Origin of the sequence: Klenkia sesuvii, from assembly GCF_037083825.1 — a bacterium.
GTDB lineage: Bacteria > Actinomycetota > Actinomycetes > Mycobacteriales > Geodermatophilaceae > Klenkia > Klenkia sesuvii.
Map to the genome: position 1 here is coordinate 1 of NZ_JBAPLU010000021.1, position 15,731 is coordinate 15,731.

Below are 15,731 nucleotides of genomic sequence, written 5' to 3' on the forward strand. Positions count from 1 at the left end.
ACTGGATCGACGGCGGCGCCACCAGCCTCGAGAACACCGCGTTGCTGTGCGAACGCCACCACACCCAGGTCCACCACGGCTACGCACTGCGATGGGACCCCGACGAGAAGCACTGGCGCACGTTCCGCCCCGGCGGCCGGGAGATCATCACTGGCGTCCTCACCGACACCGGCGGCCACCCGCTCCCCGACCTGCACACCGCAGACCCACCCCTGTTCCCGCAGCGGGTCTGACGGGCCAGCGGGTGGGTGCGCCGAGTGCGAACTCGAGCGACACGGCGGGCGGCGGCACCTAGGGTCGGGGCCTCGTGGGGGGAATCGTCGAGACCGTGGCGCCGGCACGCCTGGGCACCGGCTTCCGCTGGTTGCTGGCGTCGTCCTGGACGTCGAACCTCGGCGACGGCATCGCCCTGGCCGCAGGGCCCCTGCTGGTCGCCTCGCTGACCCGCGACCCGTTCCTGGTGTCGCTGGCGGCCGGCGTCCAGTGGTTGCCGCCGCTGCTGTTCGGGTTGCTCGCCGGGGCGGTCACCGACCGGGTGGACCGGCGGCGGCTGGTCGTGGTGGTGGACCTGCTGCGGGCCGGCGTCCTCGTCGTCCTCACCCTCGCCGTCGCCACCGACCACATCGGCATCACCGCCGTGCTGGCCGCCTTGTTCCTGCTGGGCACCGCCGAGGTGTTCGCCGACAACAGCTCGCAGACCCTGCTGCCCACGCTCGTGCACCGCGACGACCTCGCCGTGGGCAACGCCCGCATGACCGCGGGGTTCATCACCGTGAACCAGTTGGCCGGCCCGCCGCTGGGGGCGGCGCTGTTCACCGTGGGCGCAGCATGGGCGTTCGGCGCGGTGGCGGTCCTCGTGGCCCTGGGCGCGGTCCTGGTCGCCCGCATCTTGTTGCCGCCAGCCGAACCCGTGGCCCGCCGGGCGGTGCACAGCCAGATCGTCGAGGGCTTCCGGTGGGTGCGGCACCACGCCGCCGTCCGCACGCTGGTGCTCACCATCTTCAGCTTCAACCTGACCTTCGGTGCCGCCTGGTCGGTGCTGGTGCTCTACGCCACCGTGCACCTCGGGCTCGGCGAGGTCGGGTTCGGGTTGGTCACCACCGCGCAGGCCGTCGGCGGCGTGGCCGGCATCGCCGCCTACGGGTGGATCACCGCGCGGGTCAGCCTGGGCAACCTGCTGCGGGTGGGACTGGTGATCGAGACCCTCACCCACCTCGCGCTGGCGCTGACCAGCTCGCCGTGGGTGGCCATGCCGGTGTTCGTGGTGTTCGGGGCGCACGCGTTCGTCTGGGGCACCACGTCGGTCACCGTGCGCCAGCGCGCCGTCCCGCGCGACCTGCAGGGCCGGGTCAACAGCGTCAACCTGGTGGGCACGTTCGGCGGGCTGGTCATCGGTGCCGCGGTGGGCGGGGTCATCGCCCAGCACACCTCGGTGACCGGCCCGTTCTGGTTCGCCTTCGCGGGCTCGGCGCTGTTCGTCGTCCTCATCTGGGGGCAGCTGCGACACGTGGCGCACGCCGACGCGAACTAGCTAGGCCGGGCGCGCGCCGTAGAGGGTGCCGGCGCCGTCGGCGGTGAGCACCCAGCGGTCGCGGCCTACCTCGGCCACGCGCACCGCACGGCCGTCCAGGCGCTGGACGGCGCGGGTGCGCCAGATGGTGGTCGACTGCAGCCGCAGGTCGACGTCCTCGCCGTCGAGCTCGACCCGCAGGGTGGCCGGGCCGGCGATGCGCAGGGTGCCCGGCCGCCACTCCGTCTCCGCCAGGCCCCGGGTCCAGGCCGCCACCCGCAGCAGCGAGCCGGCACCGGCCACCACAGCAGCCACTCCGCCGAGCACCAGCGCCACGACCACGAGGCCGGCGAAGGGCACCCGCTGCCCGCCCCCCGACACGGCCTGCACGGTCGCCACCGCCAGCACCACCGCCAGGACCACGGCGACCGCACCCCCGCCCAGCCAGCGCAGCGCACCGGCCCGGGTGGCGGCCAGGTCGGTACGGGTCCGCGCGTCGTCGAGGGCACCGGGCACGCACGCGATGCTGTCACCCCGCACGCGTCGTAGCGTTGAGCGGATGGCCACGACCCAGCCGACCCCGGCTCCCGCCACGCTGGCCGCGTGGTTGCGCACCCGCAGCGACGAGCAGCTGGGCGCCCTGCTGACCCTCCGCCCCGACGTCGCCCGGCCCGCGCCCTCCGACGTCGTCGGGCTGGCCACCCGGCTGGCCGTGCCCGTGTCGGTCGACCGCGCCCTCGACGAGCTGGACGCCGGCACGTTGCAGGTGCTCGACGTGGTGCTGCTGGCCACCACCGACGGCATGACCCGCGCCGACGTCGCCGCCGCCCTGCCCGGGGCCCCGGTCGACGAGGCGCTGCGGCTGCTCACCGACCGCGCTCTGCTGTGGGGCGACGACGTCCTGCACGCCCCCGAACCGGTCCGCCGAGCCGTCAAGCACCCGGCCGGTCTCGGTCGGCCGCGCACGCCGCCCCCGGCCGACGTCGAGGGTGACCTCGCCACCGCCGACGACGAGGAACGGGGCGTCCTGGCGGCGCTCGCCGGGGACAACCCGGTCGGTCGGCTGCCGGTCGACGTCCGCGGCACCGCACCGGCCGGCCCCGCGCGCCGTCTGCTGCAGCGCGGTCTGCTCACCCGCATCGACGCCGCGAACGTCGAGCTGCCCCGGCAGTACGGCCTGGCGTTGCGCGCGGACCGGCCCTACGGCCCCGTGCGCACCCGACCCGAACCGCCGACGAGCCAGCGCGACCCCGCGGTGCTCGACCGGCGGGCCGCCGGGGCCGCGCTGGAGACCGTGGGCCGGGTCGGCGAGCTGCTCACCGCCCTCGAGGAGGACCCCGCCGGGCTGCTCCGCAGCGGCGGGATGAGCATCCGCGACCAGAAGCGTCTGGCCAAGACCCTCGGGGTCGACGAGACGTCGGCCGCGTTCCTGGTGGAGGTCGCGCACGCCGCCGGGCTGCTCGACCTCGGCGGTCCGCACCGCGACGAGTGGCTGCCCAGCCGCGGGTACGACACCTGGCGCGAGCAGCCGCTGCCCGAGCGGTGGGCGCTGCTGGCCGCGGCCTGGCTGGACTCGGTGCGGCTCATCGCCCTGGTCGGGCAGCGGGACACGGGCGGCAAGGCGGTCAACGTGCTCTCCCCCGACGTCGTCCGGCACACCATGCCCGCAGTGCGCCGCGTGCTGCTGGAGGCCCTCGGCACGCTCCCCGCCGGGCACGGCCTGGCCACCGACGACCTGCAGGACCTGCTGAGGTGGCAGAGCCCCCGGCGGGCCGACCGTTTCGTGCTCGTGCCCGACCTGCTCGCCGAGGCCGAGCGCCTCGGGTTGGTGGTCGGGGGTGCGCTGTCCTCCGGCGGGCGCGGGCTGCTCGCCGGCGGCGAGGACGGCGCCGCGGACGGCGTGCGCGGGTTGCTGCCCGAGCCGGTCGACCACGTGCTGGCCCAGCCCGACCTCTCCCTCGTCGCGCCCGGACCGCTGGTCGCCGACCTGGCCCGCACGCTGGCGACGGTGGCCGACGTCGAGTCCTCGGGCGGGGCGACGGTGTTCCGGGTGTCGGAGGCCAGTGTCCGGCGGGCGCTGGACTCCGGCTGGTCGGCGCCCGAGCTGCACGACTTCTTCGCCGCCTCCTCGCGCACCCCGGTGCCGCAGGCCCTGGACTACCTGGTCGACGACGTGGCCCGCCAACACGGCCGGCTGCGGGTGGGCTCGATCGAGAGCTACGTGCGCAGCGACGACCACGGCCTGCTGTCCCAGGTGCTGTCGGACCGGCGGACCGCGCCGGCCGAGCTGCGCCGCCTGGCCCCGGGGGTGCTGGTGAGCGGGTTGCCGGCCGACGAGGTGCTCGAGGCGCTGCGGGCGTGCGGTTACGCGCCGGCCGGGGAGTCGGCCGGGGGCGCCGTCCTCACGCGGCCACCGGGGCGGCCCCGCGCGACCGCGCGGCCGGGCACCCGACCACCGGCCGGGCCGCGTCCGCTCGGGGGCGAGGAGGTGGCGGCCACCGTCCGGGAGATCCGGGCGGGGGACGCCGCGCTCGCGGCCCGCCGGGAGGACGCCGCCCGGCACGTGCCCGGGGTGACGACGGCGACCACCCTCGAGCTGCTGGGCCGGGCGGTGCGGGAGCAGAAGCAGGTGTGGCTGGGGTACGTCGACGCGCAGGGCTCCGGCAGTCGTCGCGCGGTGCAGCCGCTCACCCTGGGTGGCGGGTTCCTCAACGGGTGGGACGAGGGGCGGGGCGAGCAGCGCACGTTCGCTGTGCACCGGATCACCTCGGTGGACCTCGTCGACGACTGACGGAATGCACCACCCCGTGATCGACTTGTCCTGATGGTTGGTCCGGACAACGAGTCGGTGGTGGATGGGCATGTCGGGTGGGCGAACGGTCGCGGCGAGGTTGGCGACGGTGCTGGGGACCGTGCTGGGCAGCGCGGAGCTGCCGGTGCGGTTGCGCGGCTGGGACGGGTCGGTCGCCGGCCCGTCCGGTGCGCCGGTGGTCGCCGTCCGCAACCGGCGCGCGCTGCGCCGGCTGCTGTGGTCACCCGGCCAGCTCGGCCTCGGGCGCGCCTACGTCTCGGGCGACATCGACATCGAGGACGACGTCTTCGACACCTTCACCGCGCTGAGCTCGGCCGGCCGGTTGGCCGAGACCGGCCCGATGCGGCCGCTGACCCTGACCGAGCGCGCCGCCCTGCTGCGCACGGTCGCCGACCTCGGCGGACTGGGCACCGACCCCGAGCCGCCGGCCGAGGAGGCCGACCTGGGCCGGCACGGGCTGCGGCACACCCGCCGCCGGGACGCCGCGGCCATCGCCCACCACTACGACGTGGGCGACGACTTCTACGAGTACGTGCTGGGCCCCTCGATGGTCTACAGCTGCGCGGTATGGGACACCCCCGACGTCGGCCTCGACGCCGCGCAGGAGGCCAAGCTCGACCTCGTCTGCCGCAAGCTGGGGCTGGGCGAGGGCGACCGGTTGCTCGACGTCGGTTGCGGCTGGGGCTCCATGGCCATCCACGCCGCCGGCCGGTACGGCGCCACCGTCGTGGGCATCACCATCTCCGAGGAGCAGGCGACGCTGGCCCGCAAGCGGGTCGCCGAGGCCGGGCTGACCGACCGGGTCGAAATCCGGGTGCAGGACTACCGCGAGGTCGCCGACGGCCCCTTCGACGCGATCAGCTCCATCGGCATGGCCGAGCACGTGGGCCGGGCACGGCTCGGCGACTACGTCGACCAGCTCGTCGGGTTGCTGCGCCCGGGCGGCCGGCTGCTCAACCATGCCATCGCCTGGAACGCCGGCGAGACCAGCTGGGACGAGGACACCTTCATCGCCCGCTACGTGTTCCCCGACGGCGAGCTGCTGGGGCTGGGCGAGATGGTCGGCGCGATCGAGCGCGGCGGCCTGGAGGTCGTGGACGTCGAGGCGCTGCGCCGGCACTACGCCCTCACCCTGCGGGCCTGGGTGCGTCGGCTCGAGGAGCGCTGGGACGACGCGGTCGCGGCCGGCACCGAGGGCCGGGCGCGGGTGTGGCGGCTGTACATGGCCGCCTGCGCACTGGCCTTCGAGGGCGGTGCGATGGGGGTGGACCAGGTGCTGGCGGTCAAGCCCGGCGGCGCACAGCCCCCGCTGCGCCGCACCGCCTGGGTCTGACGCCCGTCCGGGTCCCACGCCGTCGGGGTCCCACGCCGTCCGGTTGCGGGGTTCCCGCCCCCGGGACCGCCCCGGAGAGGGCGAGAACCCCGCACTCCACGTGCACCGTCGTCCTGGGAGGATCCCGGGCATGCCGACGCGCCGCGCCGATCCCCTGCCCGAGGACGAGTTCTGGCAGCTGATCGCGCTCCTGGACGGCCAGCCCGTGGGCGAGCCGGTGCTGCGGCTGACCGCGGAGCTGGAGCGGCGCGGACCCAGGACGTCGCGCGCGTTCGCCGAGCGGCTGGCCCTCGTGCTCTTCGAGCTCGACCGGGAGGCCCTCGCCGACCGCACGATCCGCTGGGCCGACGCCCCCGACGAGCCGCCGATCCCGCTGTCCGACGACTCCTTCCTCTACCTGCGAGCCGCGGTGGTCGCCGCCGGGCGCGATGCGGTCGCCGCGGCGATCGCCGACCCGACGTCCCTGGAACGCCGACCGTGGGACGACGGCGAGGAACTGCTGTACGTCGCCGGTGACCACGAGACGTCGGTCAGCTACGAGACCGGCTCGAACGAGGCGCACTGGTCACCGCGGCCCGCGTACGACGAACACGGTCGCCAGCCGGTGGCGCTGCTGGTCAAGGACGCCACCGAGACGGTCGAGGGGTGGGAGCCCGACGGCACACCGATGGTGATGGAGCTCTTCGCGAGGTGGGTGGACGACGAGGTCACCTGGCAGGTGGTCGGGGACCTCTGCTCCGCCGTGACCGAGGGCGGCGGGCTGCCGGAGCCGGACCTCGACCAGCTGGTGGTCACGATCCGTTTCGCCGACGAGCCCGACTCGGGGACCGCGGTGGCCCCGAGGGTGCAGGACGAGTTCGGCGGGCTGGTCACCGAGGGCACCCGGACCTTCCCGCGGGCGACGGGGGTCGCGTGGACCGGCGCGGACGTCGCGACCGCCCTCCGCGCGCTCGGCGCCGAGGTCCTCCTCGCCTGCCTCCCGGACGACCACGGTGGGCGCCCCGCGCTGGACTCCTGGGCCACCACCGGACGGCACCTGCTCAGCCCGGGCTGACCTGCGGCGGGAAGGTCCTGTCGGTGCACGCGGTTACCTTCTCGATGGACGGACGCGGAGGAGAGCTGTGAGCGACGGACCCCTGATCGTGCAGTCGGACAAGACCCTGCTGCTGGAGGTCGACCACCCGCAGAGCAAGGAGTGCCGGGCCGCGATCGCGCCGTTCGCGGAGCTCGAGCGCTCCCCCGAGCACGTGCACACCTACCGGGTCACCCCGCTCGCGCTGTGGAACGCCCGTGCCGCCGGGCACGACGCCGAGCAGGTCGTCGACGCGCTGGTGCGGTACAGCCGCTACCCGGTGCCGCACGCGCTGCTGGTCGACGTCGCCGACACCATGGACCGCTTCGGCCGGCTGACCCTGGCCAACAACCCGGTGCACGGGCTAGTGCTGACCACCACCGACCGGGCGGTGCTCACCGAGGTGTCGCGCAGCAAGAAGGTCGCCCCGATGCTCGGCCCGCGCATCGACGAGGACACCTTCGTGGTGCACCCCTCCGAGCGCGGCCGGCTCAAGCAGGCCCTGCTCAAGGTCGGCTGGCCGGCCGAGGACCTCGCCGGGTACGTCGACGGCCAGGCGCACCCCATCGAGCTCGACCAGGAGGGCTGGCACCTCCGCGACTACCAGCAGGCCGCCGCCGAGGGGTTCTGGGCCGGCGGCTCGGGCGTCGTCGTCCTGCCCTGCGGGGCCGGCAAGACGCTGGTCGGCGCCGCGGCCATGGCCGAGGCGAAGGCGACCACGCTGATCCTGGTCACCAACACCGTCGCCGGGCGGCAGTGGAAGCGCGAGCTCATCGCCCGTACGTCGCTCACCGAGGACGAGATCGGCGAGTACTCGGGCGAGCGCAAGGAGATCCGCCCGGTCACCATCGCCACCTACCAGGTGATCACCACCCGCCGGAAGGGCGAGTACCGCCACCTCGACCTCTTCGACGCCCAGGACTGGGGCCTGATCGTCTACGACGAGGTGCACCTGCTGCCCGCGCCGATCTTCCGGCTGACCGCCGACCTGCAGTCCCGCCGCCGGCTCGGCCTCACCGCGACCCTGGTGCGCGAGGACGGCCGCGAGGACGACGTCTTCTCCCTCATCGGGCCCAAGCGCTACGACGCGCCGTGGCGCGACATCGAGGCGCAGGGCTACATCGCCCCGGCCGAGTGCATCGAGGTCCGGGTCTCCCTCGACGACGAGGAGCGGATGACCTACGCCGTCGCCGAGCCCGAGGAGCGCTACCGCATCGCGGCCACCGCGTCGTCCAAGCTGCCGGTCATCCGGCGGGTCCTCGACCGGCACCCCGAGGAGCAGAAGCTGGTCATCGGCGCCTACCTCGACCAGCTCGAGGACCTCGGCCGGGCGCTGGACGCACCGGTCATCCAGGGCTCGACCACCAACCGCGAGCGGGAGAAGCTGTTCGACGCGTTCCGGTCCGGGGAGATCCGCACGCTGGTGGTCTCCAAGGTGGCGAACTTCTCGATCGACCTGCCCGAGGCCGCCGTCGCCGTCCAGGTGTCGGGCACCTTCGGCTCGCGGCAGGAGGAGGCGCAGCGGCTGGGGCGGGTGCTGCGACCCAAGGCCGACGGCCGGCAGGCGCACTTCTACACCGTGGTCAGCCGCGACACCCTGGACAGCGAGTACGCCGCCCACCGGCAGCGGTTCCTGGCCGAGCAGGGGTACGCGTACACGATCGTCGACGCCGCGGACCTGGCCGGCCGCGGCGAGGTCAACGGCCCCGACTGGGTGGACGAGCCCTCGGACTGACCTCGGCTGCACCGCAGTCGTGCAGTCGACGACCACGGCTGCCGAGATCATCAGGCGTGGACTACGTCTGGCACCTGGTCGCCACCGTCGCGGTGGGCGTCGTCGTGCTGCTGGTCAGGGACGGCCTCGGCGCACGGCGCCGTCGGCGGCACGCGCTCGGTGCCGTGGTGCGCTGCTCGGGGCGCCTGGGGCTGGACGGCGCCCGGCCCCGTCGTGGTCGCCTGGAGCTGGCCGGGTCGGGCGTCCGGTGGACCGGTGGGCCGACCGACCCGCCCGTCGTCCTGAGCGGCTCGCTCGTGCTCGCGCACACCCCGGAGGCCCCGGCTCGCCGCCTGCAGGACGAGGCCGACGAGGGGCTGCTGCACCTGGCCCTGCCCTCCGGGCGCACCGCCGCGCTCCGCCTGCGGACCCGGGACGTGCCCACCGTCGCCGCCGCCCTCGCCTCCGACGCCCCGGACGGCCTGCGCCCCGGCTCGGCACGCCGGGCCGGCGTCCGACCCTGGGCGGTCGTGAGCCTCGGGCTGGCCGGGATCTGGGTCCTGCTCTGCGGCTGGTCCGTGCTCAGCGGTTACACCGTCGAGTCGACCGTCACCGGTCCCGGCAGCGAGAGCGGGTTCTGCCAGGTCCGGTGGCCGGTCCCGGGCGGCGGCGAGACCTCCGCGGAGGTCTCCTGCGACGACCTGCCCGCGGGCGCCCGGCTGACCATCTGGGTGATGGGCCCGCCGTTCCCCGGTTCCGACGAGCCCTTCTGGGTGGTGGCCACCGTCGTGGTGGTCGCCGGGCTGGTCGGCGCCCCGGGCGCGGTGCACGTCGCACGGCGCCTCCGCATGCCGCGCGTCGCCGCGGTGGCCCCGGTGCCGTGGGACGCGCTGCGGGTGGACCGCCGGGAGCTGACCTGGGCCGACCTCGCGGCTGGCCCCGGGGAGGACGCGGCCGACGTCGCCCGACGGTTGTCCCCCTTCGGCCTGCGCCGCACCCCGCCGGGCAGCTGGGAGTCGGCACGCCGACCGGGTGGGGCGCAGGTGCCCGGAGCGCCCCGGCGGCTCGTCACCACGCTGTGGTCGCCGTGGACCGGGGCCGGCCTCGGCGTCGCGTTCAGTTCTGCCGTCACCGGCGCCGGCGGTCTCGTCGGGTGGGGACTGCTGGCAGCGGGGGGGTTCACGGCCTGGCGGGTGCCCCGCGCGGTGGACACCTGGCGGCACACGACCGCCGTCCACGCAGCCGCCCGGGTCTCCCCGGTGCCCGCGCCGGGGCTGCTCACCGCTACCACCTCCGGCCGGCCACAGGTGCTGCTCACCGGCGTGCACGGCAACGCACTCGCCGTCCCGCTCGTGGAGCCCCTGCCGGCCGGGACGGTGGCCGCGTTCGCCGCGGGCGCCGGTGCGGACCTGCGGCTGCGGGGCACCGCCGAGCCCGGCGCCGCCTGCCTGCTCGAGCTGCCCGATGGCCGCCTGCTGCTGCCGGCCGGTCCGGCCCAGGTGCTCGACCGGGCTGCTCTGCACGCCCTGCTCGCCGTCCCCGACCTGCTCCCCTCCCCCGCCCCGTGGCCCGACGACGTGGGCGACGACGACTGGGACGAGGACCGGGACGAGGACTGGCCCGAGGACGACGGGGACGACGACGGGGACGACGACGGGGACGACGAGGACGACGACCCCCGCCGGCCGCGCTGACGCGCGGGGCGCACGGGACGGAACGGTCCGACGCAGACGAGACGTGAGCCACACAGCGGCCGAGGTCATCCGCGAACGTGCAGGTCAACCCCGTACAGGTCGTGCCTCTACACGACGACGGGCGGCACACGAAGGGCAACCCGGCCTGGGCGTGTCGGTCGATCCCGGGTCAAGATGGACCACGCCATGGCCTCTCCCGCACCCGTCTACGCCGCCGGCGCCCGCCCCCTCCGCGCGTGGCAGCAGCAGGCCCTCGAGCGCTACGAGGAGACCTCCCCCAAGGACTTCCTGGTCACCGCGACCCCGGGTGCCGGCAAGACCACCTTCGCCCTGACGCTGGCCGCCCGGCTGCTGGCCCGCCGCGAGGTCGCCCGGGTCGTCGTCGTCGCCCCCACCGACCACCTGCGGCTGCAGTGGGCCGACGCCGCCGACCGCGCGGGCATCGTGCTCGACCCCGGCCTCACCAACGCCGTGGGTCCGGTGCGCGCCGGGACCCAGGGCTACGTGACCACCTACGCCCAGGTCGCCGGCAAGCCGATGCTGCACGCCGCCCGGGCCACCGCGGTGAAGTCGCTGGTCATCCTCGACGAGATCCACCACGCTGGCGACGGCCTGTCCTGGGGCGAGGCGGTGGCCGACGCCTTCGGCATGGTCGCCCGCCGGCTGTGCCTCACCGGGACCCCGTTCCGCACCAAGGTCGACGAGCGCATCCCGTTCGTGCGGTACGAGGAGGACACCTTCGAGGCCGACGACGGCGAGCGGGGCGTGGGGCTCGCGAGCCGGGCCGACTACACCTACGGGTACAAGGAGGCGCTGGCCGACAGCGTCGTCCGGCCCGTGGTCTTCGCGGCCTACACCGGCACCGCGCGCTGGCGGAACTCCGCCGGCGAGGTGGTCGCCGCGTCCCTGACCGAGGCCGGCACCAAGAGCGTCGAGATGGCCGCCTGGCGCACCGTGCTGGACCCCAAGGGCCAGTGGGTGCCGCACGTCATCGCCGCCATGGACGAGCGGATCACCCACCTGCGCGAGCACGGCATGCCCGACGCCGCGGGCCTGGTGCTGGCCTCCGACCAGGACGACGCCCGCGCCTACGCGCGCATCGTCCGCCGGATCACCGGCAAGGCACCCGAGCTGATCCTCTCCGACGACCCGAAGGCGTCGAAGAAGATCGAGCGCTTCGCCACCGGGTCGGCCCGCATCGCGGTCTGCGTGCGCATGGTCTCCGAGGGCGTTGACATCCCCCGGGCCGCCGTCCTGGCCTGGATGACCTCCTACCGCACCCCCCTGTTCTTCGCCCAGGCCGTCGGCCGCGTCGTGCGCGCCCGCGACCCGCAGGAGTCCGCGACCGTCTTCCTGCCCGCCGTCCGGCCACTGCTGGCGCTGGCCGCGTCGATGGAGGAGCAGCGCAACCACGTCATGCCGCCGCCGCGGAAGACCGAGGAGGACCTCGAGGAGCTCGACCTCCCGCCGCGCGAGCCCCGCGAGGGCGCACTGTCCCAGCACGAGATGCTGGAGGCCGACGCCCGGTTCGCCCACGTCCTGCACGGCGGCACCGCGCACACCGGCGCCGGCAACCGGCCCACGGCGCTGGCCGCCGAGGACGAGGAGTTCGTCGGCATCCCCGGGCTGCTCACCCCCGAGCAGACCGCCGAGCTGCTGAGCAAGCGGGACGACGAACTGCGGCTGCGCATCGCGGCCAGCCACAAGCACGACGACGGCGACGTCATGCTGGTCGAGGAGCACCCCGACGAGCACGAGACCAACGGCTGGCGCGACGCCGCCGAGCTGCGCCGGGAGATCAACCGGCTGGTGTCCCGGGTGTCGGCCAAGACCTCGACGCCGCACGCCGTGGTGCACACCCAGCTGCGCCAGTCGGTGCCCGGTCCGCCGTCGGCCAGCGCATCGGTCGACGTCCTGCGGATGCGCCGGGAGCGGCTGCGCACGATGCTCTGACGCCCTGCCGGGGGGGGTCAGCGCGGTGCTCATGGCGAGGGCCGGCGCAGCGGGACCGCCTCCGGGGGCACCACGACCGCGCCGTCCGGGACGTCGGTGCGCACCACGGCACCGGCACCCACCACCGCGCCGTCGCCGACCCGCACCGGGCCCACGACGACGGCGTTCGCACCCAACCGCACCCGGTCGCCGATCACCGGTTGGCCGCGGCCGGTGTGCCCGACCGTGACGCCCTGGTTGACCCAGCAGTCCGCCCCCACCGAGGACGCGGTCAGCACCGTGCCGTAGCCGTGCTCGACGAACAGGCCCGGCCCCACGTGCGGAGCACCGATGTGCAGCGACGCCAGCGGCGGGTAGGTGCGGCGCAGCAGCCAGCGCAGCACCCTCGGCAGCGGCGTAAGCCGGTGGTGCACGACCGAGCGGAACTCCGGGTGGTGCACCACCAGCCGGCCGAACCGGGCGCGCGGCGAGAGCGCCGCCCACCCCGGCCGCGGCAGGCACTCCACGAACCGCTGCGCGTCGCGGCGCAGGTAGGGCCCGGCATCGGCCCGCTCCACCACCCACCACAGCGGCGCGGTGAGCACGCGGCTCACCGCAGCTGCGAGCCCTTGGTCTCGGGCAGGGTCAGGATGGTCAGGAACGCGATGACCGCGGCGCCGGCGACGTACCAGAAGAAAACCAGCGGGTGGCCGGCCTCGCTCAGCGCGGTGATGACCAGCGGCGCGGTGCCGCCGAAGACCGCGACCGTGAGGTTGTACCAGGCACCGATGCCCACGCCGCGCAGCTCGGTGGGGAACAGCTCGCTCATGATCGCCGGCGCGATCGAGGCCAGCAGGGCGTAGAGCACCAGCCCGACGCTGAACACCACGACGAGGGAGAACAGGTTCGGCTGCACCAGGAACGACAGCGGCACGATCAGGACGGCGATGGCGCCGGACCAGACCAGCATCTGCGGCTTGCGGCCGAACCGGTCCGACAGCGCGCCGAAGGGGTAGCAGGCGGCGACGAACAACGCCGTCCCGATCGACAGCGCGATGAACACGTCGGTGCCGTCGGCGTCGCGGAAGTTGATCGCGAACGGGGTGAGCGCGGAGAAGAACGTGTAGTAGCTCAGCGTCGACAGCATGGTGAAGGCGCACAGCTGGGCGACCGCCCGCGGGTGGTCGCGCAGGGTGAGCCACAGCGGGTTCTTGGTGGCCCTGGCCTTCTCGGCGTTCTCCTCGAACTGGTCGGTCTCGGCCAGCGACCGGCGCAGCCACAGCCCGACGATGCCCAGCAGACCGCCGACGGCGAAGGCGATCCGCCAGCCCCAGGCCTGCAGCTGGTCCTCGCTCAACGCGCTGGTCAGCGCCACGCCCATGAGCGAGGCGACCAGCAGGGCGCTGCCGGTGGAGATGTAGAAGAACGCCGAGTAGCGGCCCCGGCGCGCCGGCGGGGCGATCTCGGCCAGGTAGGCCGACGCGTTGGACACCTCACCGCCCAGGCTCATGCCCTGCGCCACCCGCGCCAGCAGCAGCAGGACCGGCGCCAGCCAGCCCACCGCCTCGTAGGTGGGCAGCACCGCGATCACCAGCGAGCCGCCGGCCATCAGCAGGATGGTCAGCAGCATGCCGGCCTTGCGGCCCTTCAGGTCGGCGAACCGGCCGAGCAGCCAGCCGCCCAGCGGGCGGAAGAAGAACGCCAGCGCGTAGGTCGACGTGGCGCCGATCAGCGCCAGGGCCTCGTTGTCGCTGGGGAAGAACTGGCCGGCGAAGTACACGACGAAGGTCGCGTAGACCGTCCAGTCGAACCACTCGACCGCGTTGCCGATGCTGGCCGAGACCAGTGTCTTCACGGGGAGCTTGTGCTCGACCTCGGGTGCTGCGGTGGTGGACACGGGATCTCCCGACGAGGCGGCACTGGGACCCGCGTCACGCTAGCGACGCCGCCCCTGGCCCGCGCGCCGGGGTCGCACGCGCGCGGCCTGGCCGGAGGGCGCCGGCGCCGGACCCTGAGAGCAGCCTCATGCCGATCCACAGGCATACGTCGAGGTGGTGCGGGCATGGTCGCGCCGGAGAACCGCGCGACGAGAGGACGACCGTGCCCGAGAACGGGACCACCGACACCGACCTGCCCCCCACGATCTTCGTGCTCTACGGAGCCACCGGTGACCTCGCCCGGCGGATGGTGCTGCCGGCCTTCTACCAGCTCGCCCAGCACGGCCTGCTCCCGAAGGAGTGGCGGCTGGTCGGCAACGGCCGCGGCGACGTGTCGCACGAGGACTTCCAGGGCCGGGTGCACGACGCGCTCACCGAGTTCGGACCCAAGCCCGAGGACGGGCCCTGGGACGACTTCGTGGCGAACCTCCGCTTCGCCGGCGGCGGGTTCGACGAGACCGACCCCGGCAGCCTCCTCGACGTCCTGGAGGAGACCAAGCAGGAGATGGGTGGGGACCCCCAGCACGTGCACTACCTCGCCGTCCCGCCCTCGGCGTTCGAGAAGCTGACCAAGGGCCTCGAGGAGCACGGCCTGGCCGAGGGCTCCCGGGTGGTCTACGAGAAGCCCTACGGCACCAGCCCCGAGTCCTTCCGCGAGCTCGACGAGCTGGTGCTGTCGGTGCTCGACGAGGAGCAGGTCTTCCGCATCGACCACTTCCTCGGCAAGGAGGGCACCCAGGACCTGCACGTCCTGCGCTTCGCCAACGGGCTGTTCGAGCACGTCTGGGACCGTGAGCACGTGCAGCAGGTGCAGATCGACGTCCCCGAGACCCTCGACGTCGCCCAGCGCGCCGAGTTCTACGACGCCACCGGCGCCACCCTGGACATGCTGGTCACCCACCTGTTCCAGGTCGCCGCCGAGGTTGCCATGGAGCCCCCGGTCGACCTGTCCCCGGCGTCGCTGCAGGAGGCCCGGGAGTCGGTGCTGGCGGCCTTCCGGCCGCTGGCCAAGGAGGACGTCGTCCTCGGCCAGTTCGAGGGCTACACCGACATCGAGGGCATCGACGACGACTCGACGACCGACACCTTCGTCGCGGCCCGGCTCTGGGTGGACACCGACCGGTGGCACGGGGTCCCCTTCTTGCTGCGTACCGGCAAGAAGCTCGCCGCGTCGGAGCAGAAGGTGTCGCTGGTGCTGCGCAAGCCCGACGGCCCGGTCACCCACGTGCCCGCGCACGGCAACGTGATCACGCTGTCGCTGTCGGGCGCCGGTGCCCTCGACCTGGACTTCGTGGCCAAGAAGCCCGGGCCGCAGCTCGAGCTCACCCAGACCCGCACCACGCTCGACCTGGCCGACATCGAGGGCGGCACGCCGCTTCCGCCGTACGTGTCGCTGATCCACGACGTCGTGACCGGCGACCGGTCGCTGTTCACCACCAGCACCGGGCTGGCGAAGGCCTGGGCCGCCGTGGAGCCGCTGCTCGACGACCGGCCCGAGGTGCAGACCTACGCAGCCGGGTCGTGGGGGCCGGCCGCCGCCGACGAGCTGGCCGCGCCCTGCGGTTGGCTGCTGGGCCAGTAGGAGGACCCCCTGCGGGGGGCCCGACGACGAAGGCCCCCTCCCAGGAGGGGGCCTTCGTCGTGCGGTGGGGTCCGGACCGGACGCTGGTCGCCTCGCGGCGAGTTGCGCATCCGGGGCTCCAGCCTCGAAAGAGCGGTATTCCCCG

At 74.4% G+C, this 15,731-nt stretch carries 11 protein-coding genes and 1 pseudogene; 9 read left to right on the forward strand and 3 right to left on the reverse strand.

Going from position 1 to position 15,731, the window contains the following annotated elements; translation table 11 throughout:
• Nucleotides 1–233: pseudogene (locus TEK04_RS17130) on the forward strand (hypothetical protein); the annotation flags it as partial.
• Nucleotides 234–328: 95 nt separating this feature from the next.
• A complete protein-coding gene (locus tag TEK04_RS17135; protein WP_336405568.1) occupies nucleotides 329–1,531 on the forward strand; it encodes an MFS transporter in 1,203 nt (400 codons plus the stop codon).
• Here TEK04_RS17135 and TEK04_RS17140 read toward each other — a convergent pair whose 3' ends face one another.
• A complete protein-coding gene (locus TEK04_RS17140) occupies nucleotides 1,532–2,026 on the reverse strand; it encodes a hypothetical protein (protein ID WP_336405569.1) in 495 nt (164 codons plus the stop codon). It lies immediately after the preceding gene.
• Nucleotides 2,027–2,069: 43 nt separating this feature from the next.
• Between TEK04_RS17140 and TEK04_RS17145 the strand changes: the two genes are divergently transcribed.
• The 6 genes from TEK04_RS17145 to TEK04_RS17170 all read left to right on the forward strand — a co-directional run bounded on the left by TEK04_RS17145 (nucleotide 2,070) and on the right by TEK04_RS17170 (nucleotide 12,088).
• Nucleotides 2,070–4,301 (forward strand): helicase-associated domain-containing protein, encoded by a 2,232-nt coding sequence (locus tag TEK04_RS17145; protein ID WP_336405570.1) that lies wholly within the window; start codon nucleotides 2,070–2,072, stop codon nucleotides 4,299–4,301.
• Between the two features lie 109 nt (nucleotides 4,302–4,410).
• Complete coding sequence (locus TEK04_RS17150; RefSeq protein WP_336405571.1) at nucleotides 4,411–5,655, forward strand: class I SAM-dependent methyltransferase; 1,245 nt, start codon at nucleotides 4,411–4,413, stop codon at nucleotides 5,653–5,655.
• A gap of 130 nt (nucleotides 5,656–5,785) precedes the next feature.
• Complete coding sequence (locus TEK04_RS17155; protein ID WP_336405572.1) at nucleotides 5,786–6,709, forward strand: DUF4240 domain-containing protein; 924 nt, start codon at nucleotides 5,786–5,788, stop codon at nucleotides 6,707–6,709.
• Nucleotides 6,710–6,776: 67 nt separating this feature from the next.
• On the forward strand, nucleotides 6,777–8,462 hold the full coding sequence (locus TEK04_RS17160; RefSeq protein ID WP_336405573.1) for a DNA repair helicase XPB: 1,686 nt from the start codon (nucleotides 6,777–6,779) through the stop codon (nucleotides 8,460–8,462).
• 56 nt (nucleotides 8,463–8,518) lie between these two features.
• Nucleotides 8,519–10,135 (forward strand): hypothetical protein, encoded by a 1,617-nt coding sequence (locus TEK04_RS17165; RefSeq protein WP_336405574.1) that lies wholly within the window; start codon nucleotides 8,519–8,521, stop codon nucleotides 10,133–10,135.
• A 186-nt stretch (nucleotides 10,136–10,321) separates the two neighbouring features.
• Complete coding sequence (locus TEK04_RS17170) at nucleotides 10,322–12,088, forward strand: DEAD/DEAH box helicase (protein WP_336405575.1); 1,767 nt, start codon at nucleotides 10,322–10,324, stop codon at nucleotides 12,086–12,088.
• 29 nt (nucleotides 12,089–12,117) lie between these two features.
• Here TEK04_RS17170 and TEK04_RS17175 read toward each other — a convergent pair whose 3' ends face one another.
• Together TEK04_RS17175 and TEK04_RS17180 are read right to left on the reverse strand one after the other, a co-directional pair.
• Nucleotides 12,118–12,681, reverse strand: a complete 564-nt coding sequence (locus tag TEK04_RS17175) for a DapH/DapD/GlmU-related protein (RefSeq protein ID WP_336405576.1) — start codon at nucleotides 12,679–12,681, stop codon at nucleotides 12,118–12,120.
• Nucleotides 12,678–13,964 carry an MFS transporter gene (locus tag TEK04_RS17180; protein WP_336405577.1) on the reverse strand — a complete coding sequence of 429 codons (1,287 nt, stop codon included), beginning with the start codon at nucleotides 13,962–13,964 and terminating at the stop codon, nucleotides 12,678–12,680. Before TEK04_RS17180 ends, TEK04_RS17175 begins: the two co-directional genes overlap by 4 nt.
• A gap of 203 nt (nucleotides 13,965–14,167) precedes the next feature.
• Here TEK04_RS17180 and TEK04_RS17185 point away from each other — a divergent pair, with 203 nt between their 5' ends.
• Nucleotides 14,168–15,586 (forward strand): glucose-6-phosphate dehydrogenase, encoded by a 1,419-nt coding sequence (locus TEK04_RS17185; protein ID WP_336405578.1) that lies wholly within the window; start codon nucleotides 14,168–14,170, stop codon nucleotides 15,584–15,586.
• Nucleotides 15,587–15,731 lie beyond the last annotated feature (145 nt).

What these genes read in the sequence shown, in the direction of transcription:
- TEK04_RS17145 (WP_336405570.1), top strand. Translation starts at nt 2,070, where the DNA reads ATGGCCACGACCCAGCCGACCCCGGCTCCCGCCACGCTGGCCGCGTGG.
- TEK04_RS17155 (WP_336405572.1), top strand. Translation starts at nt 5,786, where the DNA reads ATGCCGACGCGCCGCGCCGATCCCCTGCCCGAGGACGAGTTCTGGCAG.
- TEK04_RS17170 (WP_336405575.1), top strand. Translation starts at nt 10,322, where the DNA reads ATGGCCTCTCCCGCACCCGTCTACGCCGCCGGCGCCCGCCCCCTCCGC.